Origin of the sequence: Halosegnis marinus, from assembly GCF_029338355.1 — an archaeon.
GTDB classification, from domain to species: Archaea; Halobacteriota; Halobacteria; order Halobacteriales; family Haloarculaceae; genus Halosegnis; species Halosegnis marinus.
Map to the genome: position 1 here is coordinate 2,234,665 of NZ_CP119802.1, position 16,594 is coordinate 2,251,258.

The 16,594-nt window shown below is 73.4% G+C and carries 15 protein-coding genes; 9 read left to right on the plus strand and 6 right to left on the minus strand.

Annotated elements, in window-relative coordinates; all coding sequences use genetic code 11:
* Positions 1-39: 39 nt before the first annotated feature.
* Genes P2T37_RS12425 through P2T37_RS12440 form a run of 4 tightly spaced genes read left to right on the plus strand, consistent with a single transcriptional unit; the run spans position 40 to position 5,926 of the window.
* Positions 40-1,854: a ribbon-helix-helix domain-containing protein gene (locus P2T37_RS12425; RefSeq protein WP_276234271.1), complete on the plus strand. Its 1,815-nt coding sequence runs from the start codon at positions 40-42 to the stop codon at positions 1,852-1,854.
* Between the two features lies 1 nt (position 1,855).
* Entirely contained in the window at positions 1,856-3,346 is a 1,491-nt protein-coding gene (locus P2T37_RS12430) for a flippase (RefSeq protein ID WP_276234272.1), read from the plus strand.
* 34 nt (positions 3,347-3,380) lie between these two features.
* The gene (locus tag P2T37_RS12435) at positions 3,381-4,976 is read left to right on the plus strand and encodes an alkaline phosphatase family protein (protein WP_276234273.1); all 1,596 of its coding nucleotides are present in this window, start codon (positions 3,381-3,383) and stop codon (positions 4,974-4,976) included.
* Complete coding sequence (locus P2T37_RS12440) at positions 4,973-5,926, plus strand: NAD-dependent epimerase/dehydratase family protein (protein WP_276234274.1); 954 nt, start codon at positions 4,973-4,975, stop codon at positions 5,924-5,926. Before P2T37_RS12435 ends, P2T37_RS12440 begins: the two co-directional genes overlap by 4 nt.
* 15 nt (positions 5,927-5,941) lie before the next feature.
* On the opposite strand, the gene P2T37_RS12445 is transcribed toward P2T37_RS12440, so the two are convergent.
* Positions 5,942-7,039 (minus strand): Gfo/Idh/MocA family protein, encoded by a 1,098-nt coding sequence (locus P2T37_RS12445; RefSeq protein ID WP_276234275.1) that lies wholly within the window; start codon positions 7,037-7,039, stop codon positions 5,942-5,944.
* Between the two features lie 30 nt (positions 7,040-7,069).
* Positions 7,070-8,176: a glycosyltransferase family 2 protein gene (locus P2T37_RS12450; protein WP_276234276.1), complete on the minus strand. Its 1,107-nt coding sequence runs from the start codon at positions 8,174-8,176 to the stop codon at positions 7,070-7,072.
* A gap of 143 nt (positions 8,177-8,319) precedes the next feature.
* On the opposite strand from P2T37_RS12450, the gene P2T37_RS12455 reads away from it, so the two are divergent.
* Positions 8,320-9,162 carry an LpxD N-terminal domain-containing protein gene (locus P2T37_RS12455; RefSeq protein ID WP_276234277.1) on the plus strand — a complete coding sequence of 281 codons (843 nt, stop codon included), beginning with the start codon at positions 8,320-8,322 and terminating at the stop codon, positions 9,160-9,162.
* A gap of 173 nt (positions 9,163-9,335) precedes the next feature.
* Here the strand turns inward: P2T37_RS12455 and P2T37_RS12460 are convergent, their stop codons facing one another.
* Positions 9,336-9,635 carry a HalOD1 output domain-containing protein gene (locus tag P2T37_RS12460; protein ID WP_276234278.1) on the minus strand — a complete coding sequence of 100 codons (300 nt, stop codon included), beginning with the start codon at positions 9,633-9,635 and terminating at the stop codon, positions 9,336-9,338.
* Positions 9,636-9,903: 268 nt separating this feature from the next.
* On the opposite strand from P2T37_RS12460, the gene P2T37_RS12465 reads away from it, so the two are divergent.
* The 3 genes from P2T37_RS12465 to P2T37_RS12475 all read left to right on the plus strand — a co-directional run bounded on the left by P2T37_RS12465 (position 9,904) and on the right by P2T37_RS12475 (position 11,795).
* On the plus strand, positions 9,904-10,332 hold the full coding sequence (locus P2T37_RS12465) for an Lrp/AsnC family transcriptional regulator (protein ID WP_276234279.1): 429 nt from the start codon (positions 9,904-9,906) through the stop codon (positions 10,330-10,332).
* A gap of 46 nt (positions 10,333-10,378) precedes the next feature.
* On the plus strand, positions 10,379-10,873 hold the full coding sequence (locus P2T37_RS12470) for an SRPBCC family protein (protein ID WP_276234280.1): 495 nt from the start codon (positions 10,379-10,381) through the stop codon (positions 10,871-10,873).
* Positions 10,874-10,943: 70 nt separating this feature from the next.
* Positions 10,944-11,795, plus strand: a complete 852-nt coding sequence (locus P2T37_RS12475) for a DMT family transporter (protein WP_276236179.1) — start codon at positions 10,944-10,946, stop codon at positions 11,793-11,795.
* Here the strand turns inward: P2T37_RS12475 and P2T37_RS12480 are convergent, their stop codons facing one another.
* Genes P2T37_RS12480 through P2T37_RS12490 form a run of 3 tightly spaced genes read right to left on the minus strand, consistent with a single transcriptional unit; the run spans position 11,796 to position 14,742 of the window.
* The gene (locus P2T37_RS12480; protein WP_276234281.1) at positions 11,796-12,203 is read right to left on the minus strand and encodes a GIY-YIG nuclease family protein; all 408 of its coding nucleotides are present in this window, start codon (positions 12,201-12,203) and stop codon (positions 11,796-11,798) included.
* A complete protein-coding gene (locus P2T37_RS12485; protein ID WP_276234282.1) occupies positions 12,200-13,744 on the minus strand; it encodes a succinic semialdehyde dehydrogenase in 1,545 nt (514 codons plus the stop codon). The genes P2T37_RS12480 and P2T37_RS12485 overlap by 4 nt, the downstream gene beginning before the upstream one ends.
* A 50-nt stretch (positions 13,745-13,794) precedes the next feature.
* A complete protein-coding gene (locus P2T37_RS12490; protein ID WP_276234283.1) occupies positions 13,795-14,742 on the minus strand; it encodes a transcription initiation factor IIB in 948 nt (315 codons plus the stop codon).
* Positions 14,743-14,857: 115 nt separating this feature from the next.
* On the opposite strand from P2T37_RS12490, the gene P2T37_RS12495 reads away from it, so the two are divergent.
* Positions 14,858-16,591, plus strand: a complete 1,734-nt coding sequence (locus tag P2T37_RS12495; protein WP_276234284.1) for a MutS-related protein — start codon at positions 14,858-14,860, stop codon at positions 16,589-16,591.
* Positions 16,592-16,594 lie beyond the last annotated feature (3 nt).

Genomic DNA, 16,594 nt, shown 5'->3' on the forward strand with positions numbered 1-16,594 from the left:
AACGAAGCCGCGAGCGGCGCCCTCCCGACGCAGAGAACCGTGGGGGCTCACGCACACGACGCCGCGCGCGAACGACGGCCGGGCACCGACTACGCGAAGTGGCTACTGGTCGCCGGCTTCCTCGCCCTCGCCGGGGCACTCGCCGCGGCCCACACGACCCCGGCGCGCGGCTACGAGCTCTCCATCTACGCCGGCACCCCTCTCGCCTTCTGGGTCGGCACCGGCGTCGCCGTGGTCGCGGCCGTCGTCGCGCTCGTCGTCCTCGACGCGGCCGGGGCGCTCCGCGGCGCCGCCCTCCTGCTCGTCTCGCTCGCCGGGTTCGGGGTCTGGGCGCTCCCCGTCGTGCGCGGCTACTACTACTTCGGGAGCGGCGACGCCCTCAGCCACCTCGGCTACGCCGCCGAGATCGCCGCGGGCGACCTCTCGACGCTCGACCTCCTCTACCCCGGGCTCCACACGACGGGGCTCGCGGTCTCCGCGGTGACCGGGGTCCGGCTCGGGCTCGCGGTCGAACTCGTCGTCGTCGCCTTCCTCGCCGCCTTCCTCGTGTTCGTCCCGCTCTGCGTCCGGACGCTCGCCGACGGCCGGGCCGCGGTCGCCGTCGGCGCCGTCGCCGCGCTGCTCGTCCTCCCGGTGAACAACGTCAGCGTCCACCCGGTCGCCCACCCGACCACGCAGGCCATCCTGCTGGCCCCGGCGCTCGTCTATCTGCTGGCCCGCTACGCGACGGCGCCGACCCGCGGCCGCTCCGCCGCGCCGTACGCCGTCCTGCTCGTCGTCGTCGGGTCGTCGCTCGTCCTGCTCCATCCCCAGCAGGCGCTCAACGCCGTCCTCCTGCTCGCGGCCGTCTCCGGGGCACAGCTCGCGGCCCGCCGCTACCGGCCCGCCCACCGCGTCGCGACCCACCGGCTCGTCGCCGGCCCGACCGTCCTGCTCGCCGCCCTCTGGGTCGGGTGGTCGGTGCGCCACGAACGCGTCTCCGGCTCCGTCGAGGGGGTCGCCGCCTCGCTGGCCGGCGGCGCGGCCGTGGCGGACGAGGCGACACAGCGCGCCGGCTCGCTCGCCGACCTCGGCGGGAGCATCGGGGAGCTGTTCGTGAAGCTGTTCGGCGTGAGCCTCGTCTTCGTCGCCGTCACAGGGGTCGTCGCCCTGCTCGTCCGGCGCCGCGGGTTCGGCTCGCGCTCGGACCGCGACGCGCTCCGCGCGTACCTGACTGTCTCGCTCCTCCCGCTCGCGGCGCTGTTCGTCGTCTTCTTCGCCGCGAGCGTGACGACCCAGTACTTCAGACACCTCGGCTTCCTGATGGTCGTCGCCACCGTCGTCGGCGCGGCCGGCCTCGCGGACGCCGGCGAGTGGCTCGCGCGCCGGTGGTCGCCGGGGGTCGCGCGGGCCGGCCTCGCCGTCGTCCTCCTCGCCTGCGTCGCGGCGCAGGCGCCCGCGATGTACGCCTCGCCGTACGTGTACCAGGACAACGCGCAGGTGACGGAGATGCGGTGGACCGGCTACGCTGCCACCTTCGAGACGCGCGACCCGGGCGTCCCCTTCACGGGCATTCGCGGCGGCCCGACCCGCTACGTCGATGCCTACTACGGGCCGACCTCGGCGACGGCGGCGACGTTCCCCGGCAAGGAGACGGTCGTCCCGCCGCCCGACTTCGGGCCGGGGCTCGCGACGGCGTACGACGAGGCCCGGTACCTCCCGGTGACGCGCGCGGACTACCTGCGCGAGACGCGCCTCTACGACGGCTTCCGCTACGGCGAGGCTGGCTTCGAGGCGCTCGACTCGTCGCCGGGCATCGCACGCGTCCGGACGAACGGGGAGTACCGGCTCTACCTGCTGTCGGGGTCCGACTAGCGTGGCGGACCTCCGCGAGCGGCTGGCCGGCGGCGTGAAGGCGTCGTTCGTCGCGCAGGCGACCCGCGCCGGGGTGAACGCCGCGCTGGTCGTGCTGCTGTCGCGCTACCTCCTCGACCCGACGGGGTACGGGCGGCTGTTCTTCGCGCTGTCGGTGGTGAGCGTCGTCGGGCTGTTCGCCTCGCTCGGCCTCCCGAAGTCGGCCGCCCGCTACGTCGTCGAGTACGCCGAGTCGGACCCGCCGCAGGTGCGCCACGTCCTCCGGCGGTCGTTCGCGTGGCTGCTCGGGCTGGGGCTCGCCGTCGGCATCGCGCTCGCGGCCGCGAGCGGCCCCCTCGCCCGTCTGCTCGGCCAGCCGGCGGTCGCGCCCCTGCTCGCCGTCGGCGGCGGCTACGTCCTCGTCCGGTCGCTGTCGAGCTACTGCTCCGTGGTGTTCCAGGGGCTGAACCGCGTCGTCTGGAGCGCGCGGCTCACGGTCGTCTCGAACCTCGGTCGGCTCGGGTTCGTCGTCGTCCTCGTCTCGCTCGGCTTCGGCGCCACCGGGGCGCTCGCGGGCTACGTCGTCGGGTTCGCGCTCGCCGTCGCCGTGGGGCTCGCCGTGCTCTACCGGACGACGTATCGGACCCTCGACCGTGCCCCCGCGAAGCCGGGGCTCTCGCGACGGCTCGCCGAGTACAGCCTCCCGCTCGCCGTGACGAAGGGCGCGAACGTCGTCGATAAGCGCGCCGACACCGTCATCGTCGGCGTCCTGCTGAACGCGACGGCCGTGAGCTACTACACGGTCGCCAAACAGGTCGCGGACTTCGCGGCCATGCCCGTCGCCTCGCTCGGCTTCACCGTCTCGCCCGCGCTCGGCGACGAGGCCGCGGGCGGGCGCCGCGAGCGCGCGGCCCGCCTCTACCACGAGTCGCTGCGCCACGTCCTGCTGCTCTACGTGCCCGCGGCGGCGGGACTGGCGCTCGTCGCCGGCCCGCTCGTGACGCTCGTGCTCGGGAGCGCGTACGCGGGCGCGGTCCCCGTCCTCCGGGTGTTCGCGGGGTTCGTCGCCGTCAACGCCGTGAACAAGATCACGAACGACGGGCTCGACTTCCTCGGGCGCGCCCGGTCGCGCGCCGCGGCCCAGGGGACGATGGCCGCGACGAACATCGCGCTCACGCTGTGGCTCGTCCCGCTCGTCGGCGTCGTCGGCGCGGCCGTCGCCACCGTCCTCACCTACGGGAGCTACACGGCCGCGAACGTCTACTTCATCCACGAGGAGCTGGGCACGGACCCGGCGACGATGGCGAGCGACCTGCTGTGGAGCTGTGTCGTCGCGGCGGGGGTCGCGCTGGCCGTCCTCGCGCTGCTCCCCTACGTCGGGAGCCTCCCGACGCTCGCCGGCGTGATAGCCGCGGGCGCGGCCGTGTGGGCCGTGCTCGCGGTCGCGTTCGGGCTGCTCGACCCGGGCCGCGTCGCCCGGCTGCTCGGGGGGCGCGGGACAAGCGGTCCATAACAAAGCCCGAACCGCCGGGAGGGCGACCCGAGAGATGGCCACGCACCGACCCGACGACCGGGCCGTCGTCCTCGGACTGGACGGCGTCCCGTGGGACCTCATCGACCGATGGACCGAGGCGGGGGAGCTGCCGGCGTTCGCGCGCCTCCGCCGGGAGGGGGCCGCCGGCCCCCTCGCGAGCACCACCCCGCCGACGACGCCGCTGGCGTGGCCCTCCATCGCCACCGGCGTCTGGCCCGACAAGCACGGCATCCACGGGTTCCGCCGGCTCACGCGCGACTACGGCCACGAGCTGTACGGCGCGAACGCCTGCCGCCACCCCCGGCTGTGGGAGATGGTGTCGCCGGCCCACGTCGGCAACGTCCCGATGACCTACCCCGCGGGCGAGGTGGACGGAAAGCTCGTCGCCGGAATGCTGTCGCGCTCGACGGGCGCGGGCGAGGGGTTCACCCACCCGCCCGAACTCGCCGACGAGGTCGCCGAGCGCATCCCGGACTACCGCATCGGCCTCTCATGGGCCGACTACGCCGACGACCCCGACGCGCTCGTCGCGGACATCGGCGAGATGGTTGAGGCGCGCCGCGAGCTGTTCCGGCTGCTCGCCGAAGACGAGCCGGCACCGTGGCGGCTGCTCTTCTTCGTGTTCACCGCGCCCGACCGGCTCCAACACCTCGTGTGGGACGAGGACGTCCTGCTCGACCACTACGAGCGGCTGGACGACGTGCTCGCGGAGGTCATGGAGACGGTCGAGGAGCGGGGGGCGACGCTGTACGTCGTCTCCGACCACGGCTTCGGCCCCGTCGAGCGGCACGCGAACGTGAACACGGCGCTCGCGGAGGCGGGCTACCTCGCCCGGAAGGGGTCGGCGAGCAGGGGGACGCTGGCACGCCTCGGCGTGAGCAAGGCCGGCGTCAAGCGCGCGCTCGGCAGCGTCGGCATCGACGACCGCGCGCTCGTCCGGGCGCTCCCCGACGCGCTCGTGAGGGGCGTCGCCGCGACCGTCCCGGGCGACCACGTCCTCTTCGACGTGGACTACCCGAACACGACCGCCTTCTGCTACGGGCCGGGGCTCGTCTACGTGAACGACACCGAGCGGTTCGCCGCGGGCACGGTCGCGCCCGAGGACGTGCCGGCGGTGCGCGCCGAGGTGGCCGCGATGTTGCGCGACGTGACCGACCCCGAGACGGGGGAGGCCGCGCTCGACGTGTACGAGGGCGGCGACGGGGAGGGCGCGCCCGACCTCGTCGTGGACGCGCGCGACCCGCTGGAGGTCTCCACCTCGCTCGCGGACGCGGTGTTCACCGACCCCGAGTCCGTGAACGCGAGCCACCGGAGCGAGGGGGTCCTGCTCGCGTGGGGACCGGACATCGCACCCGGGTCGGCCCCGGCCGCGGCGTCGGTCGTCGACCTCGCCCCGACCCTGCTCCACGTCCTCGGTGAGCCGGTCCCCGCGGGCGCGGACGGCCGCGTCCTCCACGAGATACTCCGGCCGGACTCCGGGCCCGGAACGAGGGAGGTCGAGACCCGAGAGTACCGGACCCGAGAGCGGTCGTCGCCCGCGCCGCGGACCGACCGCGCCGACGCCGGGGACGTCGAGGACCGCCTCCGCGGGCTGGGGTACATCGAATGACCGCCTCGCTCGCGCGGCCGGGCGAGACGGACGCCGCGGTCGGCGACCTCGCGGGCCGGACCGTGCTCGTCACGGGCGGCGCGGGGTTCGTCGGCGGCCACATCGCGCGGACCCTCGCCGGCGACGCCGAGGTGCGCGTGCTGGACGACCTCTCGGCCGGCCGCCGGGAGCGCGTCCCCGACGACGCGACGCTCGTCGAGGGGGACGTGCGCGACGACGACGCGCTCGCCGAGGCGATGGCCGACGCCGACGTCGTCTTCCACGAGGCCGCGATGGTGTCCGTCCCGCGGTCGGTGGAGGCGCCGACCCGGTGTCACGACGTGAACACCGGGGGCACCCTCGCCGTCCTCGAACGTGCCCGCGAGGCCGACGCACGGGTCGTCCTCGCCTCGACCACCTCCGTCTACGGCCACCCGGAGACGACGCCGGTCGCCGAGTCGCACCCGTGCGAGCCGGTGTCGCCGTACGGCGTGAGCAAGCTCGCGGCCGACCGCTACGCGCGCCTCTACCACGAGCTGTACGGCCTCCCGACGGTCGCGCTCCGCTACTTCAACGTGTACGGGCCGGGCCAGACCGGCGGCCAGTACAGCGGCGTCGTGACGACGTTCCTCGAGCAGGCGCGCTGCGGCCAGCCGCTCACGGTCCACGGCGACGGCGAGCAGACCCGCGACTTCGTCCACATCGACGACGTGGTGCGCGCGAACCTCGCGGCGGCGACGACCGACGCCGTCGGCGAGGCGTTCAACGTCGGGACCGGCACCGCGGTGACGGTGAACCAGCTGGCCGAGCACATCCGCTCGGCGACGGGCGCGACGAGCCCGATACAGCACACCGACGCCAGGGAGGGCGACGTGCGCCACAGCTGCGCGGCGACCGAGCGCGCCGAAGAGCACCTCGGCTTCGAGGCGGAGGTGCCGCTGAGCGTCGGGCTGCGGGACCTCCTGGGGTAATCCGATACTCGAAACTCAGTCCGTCGTCGGCTCCGGCGCGGCCGCCCGCTCGCCGGCCGCCTCCCGTATCGCCTCCATCGCGCGGATGGTCCACTCGCCGTTCTCCGGGGGGACGACCGGCGCGGTGCCCTCCTCAAGGGCGCGCGCCTCGCGGTCGAACTGGACGTTGTGCGCGTTGCCGCGCATCGCCCGCTCCCAGCCGTCGAGCCGGCGGCGGCGGACGAGTTCGGCGGCGTTGTCGAGGAGGCCGACCATCCTGTCGCCGGCCCGGTCGAGGTCGTTCAGCGCGCGCGAGGCGGCCGAGGCCTTGTAGTCGCGGTCGAGTTCGAGCACGGTCCCCGAGACGAGGTCGGCGGTGAGCGACGCGTCCGCGCCGTGGACGCGGACGAGCCGCTGGGGGACGGCGCCGGCGAGCACCGACACCGAACAGAGGGTGTCGTCGTCGGTCGCCCAGTCGAGGTTCACGCCGTCGTAGGTGAACCCCTGCTCGTACTCGCGGACGCGGGCGGTCGTGGCCGAGAAGCCGTCCGTCGAGTCAGGGTAACCCCCGACGCCGAGCGCGACGTACACGGGGTGGGGAATCCCCTCCTCGAACTCCCCGCCCGGGAGGTCGAAGGTCCACGCGCCGCGGTTCGGCTCGTCGGGCCAGGTGTTGCCGGTGTAGGTCACGTCCACGGCGCGGACGCGGCCCAGGTCGCCCGCCCCCACCGCGTCGCGGACGCGCCGCATCGCCGAGGTGAACAGGTGGTTGCGGACGACGGAGACCGGAACGCCGTGCTCCTCGGAGAGGCGCGCGAGCCGCGCGGCCGCCTCGCTCGTCTCGGTTATCGGCTTCTCGACGAGGACGGGCACGCCGGCCTCGATGGCCTCCCGAGCCAGGTCGAAGTGGGTCGCCACGGGGGTACAGACGTGGAGCCAGTCGAGCGACTCGGCGGCGAGCAGGTCGGTCGTGTCCGTGTAGGCGACGATGCCGTACTCGTCGGCGAGCGCGGTCGCGCGCCCCTCGTCGATGTCACAGACGGCGACGAGGTCGGTGCGGGGGTTCTCGGCGATACCTGACAGGTGGATGCGGGAGACCGCGCCCCCGCCGACGACGGCAGTTCGGAGCGACATCGACGGGACCCACCGCCCCGCCGGTCGTTGTTATGCGCCGCCTTCCGGCGGCTCGACCGCGGGCGCGGGCGACCGCTCGCGCTCACGCTCGGGCGCTTCCGACACGCGCTCCGGGGTCGCGTCCGCCCGGTCGTCGCGCACCGGGGTGTCGAGGTGGCGGCTCTCGCCCGCGTCGAGCACGAGCGCGCCCGCCAGCGCGAACAGCCCGAGCACGAACAGCAGGGGACCGTCCGAGCGCCGCCGGAGCGACCGGAGCGCACCCCACGCGGCCGTCGCGGGGCCGAGCCCGTACAGTCCGACGAGGGGGTGGGCCTCCCGGAACAGGTACTTCTCCCTCAGCCGCCACAGGAAGTCCCGCAGGAGGAGCGCCGACACCTTGGGGATGTAGCTCCGGTAGCGGATGTGGCTCTCCTCGTCCTCGTACACGGCGCGGCGGGGGACGTCCGCGATGCGCGCGCCGGCGACGTTGAGTCGGACGAGCAGGTCGTTACAGTAGCCGTAGTCCTCGTACATCTCCTCGATACCTACGTCGGCGAGCGCTTCCCGCGAGATGGCCGTCGAGCCGTTCTGCGGGTCCATCACGCGCCAGTAGCCGCTCGCTATCTTCGTGAGCAGCGAGAGCGTGAAGTTGCCGACCTGTCGGAACCGCGGCATCGCGTCGCGGTCGCCGGCCGCGAGGCGGTTCCCCTTGGCGTAGTCGGCCCTGCCCTTGGCGACCGGCGCGACGATGCGCTCGACGATGTCCGGCTCCGTCTGGCCGTCCCCGGCGACGACGGCCGTCACGTCGAGGCCGTCCTCCAGCGCGCGGCGGTAGCCGGTCTTCAGCGCCGCGCCGACGCCGCGGTTCTCCGCGTGGCGGATGGGGACTACCTCGGTCCCGGACCGCTCGGGGCCGATGTCGCGCGCCCAGCGGTCCGTCCCGAGCGACCCCGAGCCGTCGCGGGGGCGCGGCCGCTCCCCCGACGGGAGGTCGCCGGTCGCGCGGTCGCGTATCTCGGCCCACGTCCCGTCCGTCGAGCCGTCGTCGACGACGTAGGCCCTGTCCACGAACCCGGGGAGCGAGTCCAGCACGCCCCCGATGTGTCCCTCCTCGTTGTACGCCGGTACGACCGCGGCCACTGTCTTGCCCTCGTACATGATTGCCGTCGGGACCGTGCCCGAACGTGGCCGACCTCGGGCGGTTCGCGGCTTTGTTATCGTCGCCATAGCCTCGGGCGGCCCGCCCGCGGCCCGCGGTACGAGCCGCATAACGAAGCCCGCCGGGTCGGGAGCCGCGGCCGATGGATACAGCGCGCGCGCCGACGGACGGGCAGCTCTCCTCGCTCGCGGTCGCGTCGCTCGTCGGCGCCGACCACCGCGGCCCCGAGCGCGCGGTCCGTGGCTTCGACGCGCTCGACGCCGCAGGCCCCGACGACCTCGCCTTCTGCGTCCACGAGGACCCCGCGGCCGTCCGGGCCTCCGACGCGGGCGTGGTCGTGTGCCCACCGGCTCTCGGCCACCTCGACGCGCGGACGCTCGTCGTCCACCCGAACCCGAAACTGGCGTTCGTGCGCGTGCTGGACGCCGCGTTCGACGCCGGCGAGCGGGCGACGGGCGTCCACCCGACGGCGACGGTCGAGCCGGACGCGACGCTCGGCGAGGGGTGTTCGGTGGGGCCGAACGCCTACGTCGCCGGCTGCGTGACCCTCGGCGACGGCGTCAGGGTCCGGGCGGGCGCGGCGCTCGGCTGTCCGGGGTTCGGCTTCGTCCGCGACGAGGAGGGTCGGCTGGTCCGCCGGCAACACGTCGGGACGGTGCGGGTCGCCGCCGAGGTAGAGATAGGCGCGAACGCCGCCGTCGACCGCGCGGTGTTCGGGGAGACGCGAGTCGGCGAGCGGGCGAAGCTCAGCGGCGGGGTCCACGTCGCCCACGGCGCGCGCGTCGGCCCGGACACGACCGTCGCGTTCGCGAGCGGGCTGGCGGGCGGCGCGGACGTCGGCGCGCGCGTGACGGTCCACCCGAACGTCGCGGTGGCAACGGGAGTAACCGTCGGCGACGGCGCGGAACTCGGGATGGGCGCGGCGGTGCTCGACGACGTGGCGCCCGGCGTCACCGTCGTCGGCGCGCCCGCCCGGCCGGTGTAGGGCGCGCGTAACTAACCCCGCGGCCGACACGGGGAGGTGACGTGTACGAGATACACTGCCGTCGCTGCGGGAAGCTCTGTTTCCATCCCTCGCGGGTCGGCGCGGAGTCGCGCGCCGAGTCCCACGCCAGGGACACGGGCCACCCCTGCGACGTGGTCACCCCGGAGTGACGGTTACCTGACGACGACCTCGCCGTCGCCGGTGACGGTGACGCGGAAGCCGCCGCTCTCGAAGGTGACGGTCGTCGGCTCCCGGCCGTCCGCGCCGGTCCCCCCGGCGACGAGGGTGTCGAGCGCGTCGGGGTCGATGGAGTCGTACAGCGGCTCCGTCTCGGTCGGGTCGCGGTCCGCGGCCACGGCGAGCACCTCGGCTACGGCGGCCGAGGGGGTCGTCTCGCTCCAGTCGTAGCGCGTCCGCACGGCGTCGGTGTCGGTGTGCTCCCGGTCGGTAGCACCCTCACTGTCCTCGCCCATTGGCCGTTCTGTGGGAACCCGACTGAAGAGGGTTACTATGTCGACCGGAAACGGCGCTCTTGCTGGCGTTTTCGTACGATACGGCCCCGCGAGAAACGAACCCGGGGCTCGGACGAGCGCCCCGTCGGCGACGGCTGTGGGCGTCTCGACGCGGGGCGGTCACCCTCGGAGCGACAACAGAACGGGCGAGGCGGGACCGGTGTTCGAGCCGGACACAGCGGACTTTCGGATACGGAAGATATTTTTTCCGGCACGCGAAAAGGGTGCCATGAGCGCGAGGACGACCGAGGAACGCATCCTCTCGGTGCTGGAGGAGGACGCGCAGGCCTCCTACGCCGAGATAGCGGACCGCGCGGGCGTCTCGAAGCCCACGGTCCGCAAGTACGTGGACAAACTGGAGTCGGAGGGAGTCATCGTCGGCTACTCCGCCGACATCGACCCGAAGAAGCTCGCGTCCCGCTCCATCGCCCTCGTGGGCATCGAGGTGGCGAGCGAGAAGTACGTCGAGGCGTCGCGCGCGCTCGCCGACCTCGACGAGGTGGAGTCGCTGTACGCCTCCTCGGGCGACCACACGCTGATGGCGGAGGTCCGGGGCGGCGACGGCGACGAGGTCGGGACGGTCATCTCCGAGTCCATCCTCGCCGTCGACGGCGTCGAGGAGGCCCACCCCTCGTTCCTGCAGGAGCGGCTCAAATAACGGCCGCCACCGCGCCCCTTTTCGCCCGTCCGGCCCATGTCCGGGTATGCCGACCTACCACCGCGAGACGTGGGTGGACGCGCCGCTCTCCGAGGTGTGGGAGTTCCACTCCCGCGTCGAGGGGCTGACCGCGCTGACGCCCGGGTTCATGGACCTCGACATCGAGCGCGTCGTCGGGCCGGACGGCGAGCAGGACCCCGAGGTGCTGGAGGCGGGCGCCCGCATCGGGATGTCGCTCGGGCCGCTCGGCTCGGTGGGCCGACAGTCGTGGACCTCCGTCATCACCGAGCGCGAGTACGACCCCGAGGCCGGGCGCGCGTACTTCCGCGACACGATGGAGGACGGGCCGTTCCCCCACTGGGAGCACACCCACCGGTTCTACGAGAACGAGGAGGGCGAGACGCTCGTCTCCGACCGCGTGGAGTACCGCCTGCCGGGCGGCCCGCTCGGGGAGGCGCTCGCGCCGCTGTCGGGACCGGTCGGCTTCGCGCCGATGTTCCGCTTCCGCCACCGCGAGACGAAGCGGCTGCTCGAAGGGTAACCGTCAAGCCCCGGCCGCCGAAGCCTGAGGCGTGTCACTCCTCGCAACCGTGGAGGAGCGCGTCCCCCCGATGGCCGCGCTCGCCGTCGCCGTCGTCGCCGTCTCCACGAGCGCGATCCTCATCCGGCTGTCGGCGGCCCCCTCGGGGCCGATGGCCTTCTGGCGCGTCTCCCTGACGTGGCTGCTGCTCGCGCCGCTCGCCTACCGCTCGCGCGGCGAGTTCGGGAAGCTCCGGGGGCGCGACCTGCTCTCCGCGCTGCTGGCGGGCGTCGCGCTCGCCGCCCACTTCGCCGCGTGGTTCGAGTCCGTCGACCGCACTACCGTCGCCGCGAGCGTCACGCTCGTCACTACCCAGCCGGCCTTCGTCGCCGTCGGCGCGGCCTTCCTGCTCGACGAGGAGCTCTCGCGGGGCACCGTCATCGGCATCCTCGTCGCGCTGGCCGGGTCGGCGCTGATGAGCCTCGACGGCCTCCTCAATCCGGGGACCGCCCCCGACCCGCTCGTCGGCAACGCCCTGGCGCTCGCCGGAGCCGTCTTCGCCGGAGCGTACGTCCTCGCCGGCCGCTCGGTCCGCCAGCGCGTCGCGCTCGTCCCCTACGTCACCGTCGTCTACGTCGTCTGCGCGGGGGGACTGCTGGCCTACACGCTCGCGCTCGGCGACCCCCTCTTCGATTATCCGCCCCGCGAGTGGGCGCTGTTCCTCGGGATGGCCGTCGGTCCGGGGCTGTTCGGCCACACCGTCATCAACTGGGCGCTCGCCCACGTCGAGTCCTCCGTGGTGAGCGTCTCGCTCGTCGGCGAGCCGGTCGGCTCGACGCTGCTCGCGCTCCTGGTTCTGAGCGAGATACCCGGCCTCATCACCGTCGCCGGCGGCGCGGTGGTGCTCGGGGGTATCTACCTCACGAGCAGGGCGCGGGCGTAGTCACCCGACCGCGTCGTGGGCCGCGCGCACGGCCGCCGCGAGCGACTCTCCCTCCGGAGCGTACGCGAGGTGGCTCCGGCAGTCGCAGTCCGACGCGCCGAAGCCCGGCACGGTTCCCTCCGGGAGCGCCCGGGCGACCGCACACTCGACGGCCGCTTCGGTGCGCACGTCCCCGACCACGTCCGCGTCCGGGTGCCCGAGCAGGTAGTCGACGTGCCAGTGGCGGACCTCGCGCTCGCCCGCCGCGAGTTCGCGGTGGCGCTCGACGCGCGCGAAGCCGCCCGTCCCGAGCGCCGACCCGGTGTAGGCGTACGCGCCGGCGGGGAAGTCGTGCTCGCCGAGCGCGCCCACCTCGATAGTCGCCGACGCGGGCAGGTCGAGGAGCAGGGTGTAGGTGCCGCCGGTCACCGGATGCCGGGCACGTCGCGGACGGCCTTCAGCAGGCGCTTCATGGCCGCGGCGTACCACTTGTAGGGAACGCCCGGCGGCGCGTCTATCTCTCCGCGCTCCTGCGTGGCGAGCGTCTGCGGCTCCGTGAAGCGGTAGAAGCCGTCGGGGCCGTGGCGGCGACCGACCCCCGAGTCGCCCATGCCGCCCATCGGGGCGTCGTGGGCGATGAAGGCCGGCGCGTACGCCTCGTTCACGTTCGCCGTCCCGCAGTCGATGCGGCGGGCGACCTCGCGGCCGCGCTCCGCGTCCCCGGACCAGACGGAGGCGTTCAGCCCGTACTCGGAGTCGTTAGCGCGTGCGACGACCTCGTCGGTGTCCTCGAAGCCGTACACCGAGACGACGGGGCCGAACGTCTCCTGGTCGTGGAGGTCGGCCTCGCCCGTCACGTCCGTCAACACGGTGGGCGCGTAGAAGTACGGTCCCACCTCCGGCAGCGCCTCGCCGCCGGTCAGCACCTCGGCCCCCGCGTCGCGGGCGTCCTCGACGTGGCTCGACACCTTCTCCAGCTGGTCGGCGGAGACGAGCGACCCCATCTCGACGCCCCAGTCGTCGCCCGCGCGGGCGTCGAGCCGCTCGGCCGCGGCGACGAACTTCTCGGTGAACTCGGCGCGCACGTCCTCGTGGACGTAGAGGCGCTCGACGGCGATACACAGCTGTCCGGCGTTGGTGAAACAACCCCGAATCAAGCCGCGCACGGCCTTGTCGAGGTCCGCGTCCGGGAACACGACAGCGGGGTTCTTCCCCCCGAGTTCGAGCGAGCAGTCGATGAGGTGTTCGCCCGCCTGCGCGGCGACGATGCTCCCCGTCGCGCCCGACCCGGTGAAACAGAGGTAGTCGCTGTTCGCGACGAGCGACTCGCCCACGTCCGGGCCCGTCCCCGGCACGACGTGGAAGACGTCGCGCGGCAGGCCCGCCTCGCGGAGCAGCCGCAGGGCCGCGAGCGCGGTGTAGGTCGTCTGCTCGGCCGGCTTGAGGACGACCGTGTTACCCGCGAGCAGGGCGGCGACGGCGTCCGACACCGCGAGCGTGAGGGGGTAGTTCCACGGCGAGATGACCCCGACGACGCCCTTCGCGCGGTAGTTCACCTCCACGTCCACGAGCCCCGGCATCGGGGACTTGCGCGACTCGTCGGCGAGGTACCCCTCCGCGCGGTAGGCGTAGTGGCGCGCGCACAGCGCGGCGTCGAGCAGTTCCTCGTAGCCGTGGCGGCGCGCCTTCCCCGACTCCTCCACCATCAGGTCGAGCAGCGGCCCGGACTCCTCGAACAGCAGGTCGTGGAACTCCAGCAGGATGTCGGCGCGCTCGGCCGGGTCGCGGGCCTCCCACGCGCCCTGTGCCTCGCGGGCGGCGTCGAAGGCGGTCTCGACGTCCCGTTCGTCGCCGAGCGGCAGCGTCGCGAACTCGTCGCCGGTGAAGGGCGCCTCCACCGTCATCGTCTCGTGGTCCCGGTCGGCGAGCGTGGCCTCCGAGCGCAGGTCGGCGGGGTCGAAGCGGCTCATACCCTACCGGCGCGCGCGAGCGACAAAAGGGTACAGTCGGCGCCGCGGCGTCAGTGGATGTCGAGCGCCTCTATCTGCTCCTGATAGCGGTTGCGGATGGTGACCTCGGTCACCTGCGCGACGTCGGCGACCTCGCGCTGGGTCTTCTTCTCGTTGCACAAAAGCGAGGCCGCGTAGATGGCGGCGGCGGCGTATCCCGTCGGCGACTTGCCCGACAGCATCCCCTTCTCCGCCGTGACCTCGATTATCTCGCGGGTCTTCTGTTCGACCTCCTCGGAGAGGCCGAGTTCCGAGCAGAAGCGCGGCACGTACTGGACCGGGTCGACGGGTTCGAGGCCGAGCGAGAGCTCCTGTGCGATGTAGCGATACGTCCGGCCGATCTCCTTCTGCTCGACGCGGGCGACCTCCGCGACCTCGTCGAGCGAGCGCGGGATGCCCTCCTGTCGGCAGGCGGCGTAGAGCGCCGACGTGGCGACGCCCTCGATGGAGCGGCCCCGAATCAGGTCCTCCTTGAGCGCGCGTCGGTAGATAACCGAGGCGACCTCGCGCACGGAGCGCGGCACGCCCAGCGCGGAACTCATGCGGTCGATCTCCGAGAGCGCGAACTGCAGATTGCGCTCGCCGGCGTCCTTGGTGCGGATGCGCTCCTGCCACTTCCGCAGGCGGTGCATCTGCGACCGCTTCTCCGACGAAATCGAGCGACCGTACGCGTCCTTGTCCTTCCAGTCGATCTGCGTCGTCAACCCCTTGTCGTGCATCGTCTGGGTCGTCGGGGCACCGACGCGGGACTTCGACTGGCGCTCCGAGTGGTTGAACGCGCGCCACTCCGGCCCGCGGTCGATGTTCTCCTCCTCCAGGATCAGTCCACAGTCGTCGCACATCAGTTCCCCCTCCCCGCTCTGGACGAGCGAGTCGGATTCGCACTCCGGACAGCCGGCCTCCTCGGCCTCTTTCTCGGTCTCCGTCTCGCGCTCTCGCTGACGTGTGGGACCCTCCATTACACTTATATTCTGAAGATAGTTCCTATAAGAACCTTTTGCTCACGGAAGGTTATGTGAGCGGGTGGCGGGCGCGCGCCGTGTGCTTGATACCCCGGCCGCGACACGTGGGCGTATGCGACTACAGGAGTACTGGGGCGTCGGCCCGAAGACGGCGTCGCTGCTCTCGGACGCGCTCGGGACGGAAGCGGCCGTCGCGGCCATCGAGTCGGCCGACTCGCGGGCGCTCGTGGACGCGGGGGTGGCGCCCGGCCGGGCGACGCGCATCCTCCGGCGCGCGAACGGGGGCGCGGGACTCGACACCCTCGCCACCCGCGACGCGCGCGACGTGTACAAGGACCTGCTCGCGCTCGCCGAGGAGTACGCGGTCACGCGCCACGCCGCCGACCGGGTGCGCGTCCTCACGCCGCTGACGGACCGCGCCGAGGTCGAGGCGCGACTGGACGCCGTCGAGGCCGCCGCCGACTCGTGGCGCGCGCTCGACGACGGGGAGCGCGCGGCGGTGTTGGAGGCGTTCGAGACGAACGACGGCGCGGCGGGCGACCTGTCGGCGGCGGAGACGGCCGTGGCGCTCGCGGAGACGGGTGTCGAGTCGGGCGCCTTCGCCGCCGTCGCCGACCTCGATACCGACGCGCTCGCCGAGGCCGCCGTCGCCCTGCGCGCGCTCGACGGCGAGGACCGACTGGGGGCGGGCGCGGACGACGAACTCGACCGTCTGCGCGACGCGCTCGGCGCGGTCGAGGACATGGCCGCCGACCCCGACGGCGTGCTCGCGGCCGTGAAGGAGAGCGCGCGCGACGCCTCCGAGTTCGAGGCGGCGTTCGTCCGCCACGTCGCGGACGAGGCGGGCCTGCCGAGCGCCGAGGTGCGCGACGCCGCTCCCGACGGCGCGGTCGACGCCTCGTCGTTCGTCACCGAGGGGTTGCGCGCGCTGGCGACCGACCTCCGGACGCGGGCCGACGAGCGCGAGACGGCCGTCGCGGACGACCTCCGCGGGAGGGTGGCCGACTCCCGCGCCGAACTCGACCGCGCCGTCGAGGCGGTGGACGACCTCGCCTTCGACGTGTCGCTCGCGCGGTTCACCCTCGCGTACGACCTGACGCGGCCCGCCGTCGTCGAACACGACGCGCTGGCGGTCGAGGGCGCGCGCAACCTCGACCTGCTCGAGGCCGGTGTCGACGTCCGCCCGGTCGACTACGCGGTCGGGGACCACGACCTCGCGGTGCCGAGCGGCGACCGCGTCGCCGTCCTGACGGGCGCGAACTCGGGCGGCAAGACGACCGTGCTCGAAACGATGTGTCAGGTCCAGCTGCTCGCGCTGATGGGACTGCCCGTGCCCGCCGAGGCCGCGGAGGTCGGGATGGTCGATTCGGTCGTGTTCCACCGCCGGCACGCCTCGTTCAATGCGGGCGTCCTCGAATCGACCCTGCGCTCCGTGGTGCCGCCGCTGACGCGCGACGGCCGGACGCTGATGCTCGTCGACGAGTTCGAGGCCATCACGGAACCGGGACGGGCGGCCGACCTCCTCCACGGCCTCGTCACGCTGACGACGGAGAAGGCGGCGCTCGGCGCGTTCGTCACGCACCTCGCGGGCGACCTCGAACCGCTTCCGGAGCGGGCGCGCGTTGACGGCATCTTCGCGGAGGGATTGACGCCGGACCTCGAACTGGAGGTGGATTACCAGCCCCGGTTCGGCGAACTCGGCAAGTCGACGCCGGAGTTCATCGTCTCGCGGCTGGTCGCGGAGGCGACCGACCGCGGCGAGCGCGCGGGCTACGAACACCTCGCGTCGGCCGTGGGCGAGGAGGCGGTCCAGCGGACGCTCGCGGACGCGCGGTGGACGGGGTGAGGG

Bases quoted from the DNA above. Each gene is read 5' to 3' on its own strand.
- P2T37_RS12435 (WP_276234273.1), top strand. From the start codon at position 3,381: ATGGCCACGCACCGACCCGACGACCGGGCCGTCGTCCTCGGACTGGAC.
- P2T37_RS12455 (WP_276234277.1), top strand. From the start codon at position 8,320: ATGGATACAGCGCGCGCGCCGACGGACGGGCAGCTCTCCTCGCTCGCG.
- P2T37_RS12485 (WP_276234282.1), bottom strand. From the start codon at position 13,744: ATGAGCCGCTTCGACCCCGCCGACCTGCGCTCGGAGGCCACGCTCGCC.
- P2T37_RS12440 (WP_276234274.1), top strand. From the start codon at position 4,973: ATGACCGCCTCGCTCGCGCGGCCGGGCGAGACGGACGCCGCGGTCGGC.
- P2T37_RS12460 (WP_276234278.1), bottom strand. From the start codon at position 9,635: ATGGGCGAGGACAGTGAGGGTGCTACCGACCGGGAGCACACCGACACC.
- P2T37_RS12490 (WP_276234283.1), bottom strand. From the start codon at position 14,742: ATGGAGGGTCCCACACGTCAGCGAGAGCGCGAGACGGAGACCGAGAAA.
- P2T37_RS12475 (WP_276236179.1), top strand. From the start codon at position 10,944: ATGGCCGCGCTCGCCGTCGCCGTCGTCGCCGTCTCCACGAGCGCGATC.
- P2T37_RS12470 (WP_276234280.1), top strand. From the start codon at position 10,379: ATGCCGACCTACCACCGCGAGACGTGGGTGGACGCGCCGCTCTCCGAG.
- P2T37_RS12495 (WP_276234284.1), top strand. From the start codon at position 14,858: ATGCGACTACAGGAGTACTGGGGCGTCGGCCCGAAGACGGCGTCGCTG.
- P2T37_RS12465 (WP_276234279.1), top strand. From the start codon at position 9,904: ATGAGCGCGAGGACGACCGAGGAACGCATCCTCTCGGTGCTGGAGGAG.
- P2T37_RS12445 (WP_276234275.1), bottom strand. From the start codon at position 7,039: ATGTCGCTCCGAACTGCCGTCGTCGGCGGGGGCGCGGTCTCCCGCATC.
- P2T37_RS12450 (WP_276234276.1), bottom strand. From the start codon at position 8,176: ATGTACGAGGGCAAGACAGTGGCCGCGGTCGTACCGGCGTACAACGAG.